This window comes from Methylobacterium sp. WL18, assembly GCF_008040015.1.
Taxonomy (GTDB): Bacteria; Pseudomonadota; Alphaproteobacteria; order Rhizobiales; family Beijerinckiaceae; genus Methylobacterium; species Methylobacterium mesophilicum.
Genome location: NZ_VRVD01000793.1, coordinates 1 through 1,901, shown reverse-complemented (window position 1 = coordinate 1,901; position 1,901 = coordinate 1). Strand labels below are relative to the sequence as shown.

2 protein-coding genes are annotated in these 1,901 nt (G+C 72.4%); both read left to right on the top strand.

Annotated features, from left to right (window positions below; genetic code table 11):
* Nucleotides 1-958 (top strand): autotransporter outer membrane beta-barrel domain-containing protein (locus FV228_RS28355; RefSeq protein ID WP_147857533.1); only part of this gene is annotated, 958 nt, incomplete at its 5' end.
* A 142-nt stretch (nucleotides 959-1,100) separates the two neighbouring features.
* On the top strand, nucleotides 1,101-1,901 hold an 801-nt coding region (locus tag FV228_RS28350), incomplete at its 3' end, for a ceramide glucosyltransferase (RefSeq protein ID WP_147857532.1).

Genomic DNA, 1,901 nt, shown 5'->3' with positions numbered 1-1,901 from the left:
CTACAGCGCCGACCTGCCGGGCCGGTCGCCCGTGGTGGCGAGCGTGCCGGCGCGGATCCTCGACCCGCAGGTGTTCGGGCTCTGGGGGCAGGGTTTTGGTGCGTTCGGCACGGCCGGCGGGGGCGGCAACGCCTTCGACCTCGACCGGCAGATCGCCGGCTTCGCGCTCGGCGCCGACATCCGGCTGCCGAGCGGGTTCAAGTTCGGCGTGGTCGGCGGCTACACCGAGGCCAACCTCGACAGCGCCGGCCGGCAGGGCGGCAATGCCCGGGCGGAGAGCGCGACGCTCAAGAGCGGCTTCGGCGGCGTCTACGGCGGGTACGAATTCGGTCCGGTCGCGGTGCGGCTCGGCGCCCTCTACGCCGACACCGACACCCGCACTCGGCGCAGCGTGCTGTACGGCCTGTCGGACAGCCCGACCGGGCATGGTGGCGGCCACACAATCCAGGGCTTCGGCGAGATCGGCTACCGGTTCACCCTGAGCGCGCCGGCGGCCCTGATGGCGAAGGACGGCCCGGCGCTGCAGCAGGCCTCGACCTATCTCGAGCCGTTCGTCGGCGCGGCCTATATCGGCATCCGGCGGGACGGGTTTGCGGAGACGGGCGGCGCGGCGGCCCTGGTGAGCTACGCGCGCGACTATGACCTCGGCGCGGTGACGGCAGGCGTGCGGGCGCAGACCAGCCTGGATCTGGGCTTCGGGCTTCCGGTGAAGGCCTACGGCCTGCTTGGCTACCGGCGGGCGTTCGGGGACGTGGTCCCGACGGCGCTGCTGAGCTTCGGCACCGGCCCGGCCTTCCTGAGCGCGGGGGTGCCGATCGACCGGGACGCGCTGGTCGCGAGTGCGGGGCTCGACCTGCGGGTGGCGCCGAACGCGACCCTCGGCGTGTCCTACACCGGCCAAGTCGGCGCCCGGGCGCAGGACCAGGCCGTGAAGGGCAACCTCACGCTGCGGTTCTGAGGGAGGCGCTGTCACACGGTTGACGCGGTCCGGCCGCTAGAGCCGTCCCCGATCACGTTGTGATCGGGGACGGCTCTAAGTCCTTGATTCAACGCGCTCGCCGGCGATCCGGGCCGATCACGGGCGTGAACAAGGGATCCGCATGATTGACCCCACGGTGTCGGCGTTGTCCCTCGGCGCGCTGTTGGCCCTGATCCAGATCGCCAGCATCGCGATCGCGGGCCGGCGCATCGGGACGGTCCACGGCGCGTCCACCTTCCCGGCCGGGGCCCCGGTCTCCCTGGTCCGGCCGCTCCACGGGGTCGAGGCGTTCAGCGACGAGATGCTGGCTCGCAGCTTCCGCCTCGCCTATCCGGCCTACGAGCTGATCTTCTGCGTGGCCGACCCGGCCGATCCGATCGTCCCGCGGGTGCAGCGCCTGATCGCCGACCACCCGCAGGTGCCGGCCCGGCTGATCCTCGGCGACGAGCGCGTGAGCGACAATCCCAAGCTGAACAATTGCGTGCGCGGCTGGCGCGCCGCCGCGCATGACTGGGTCGTGCTCGCCGATTCCAACGTGGCGATGCCGCCGGATTACCTCCAGCGGCTGCAGGCGGCCTGGCGGGCCGACACCGGCCTGGTCTGCTCGACCCCGGCGGGCGCCCGGCCGGGCAATTTCATGGCCGAGGTGGAATGCGCCTTCCTCAACACCCTGCAGGCCCGCTGGCAATACGCGGCCGAGGCGTTCGGCCTGGGCTTCGCGCAGGGCAAGAGCATGCTCTGGCACAAGCCGTTCCTGGAGGCCCGGGGCGGCCTTCAGGCGCTGGCCTCCGAGATCGCCGAGGATGCAGCCGCCACCAAGCTGGTGCGCGCCGCCGGCAAGCGCGTCCACCTCGTGGCGAGCCCGTTCGAGCAGCCGCTGGGACAGCGCGGCTTCCGCGAGGTCTGGGCGCGGCAGCTGCGC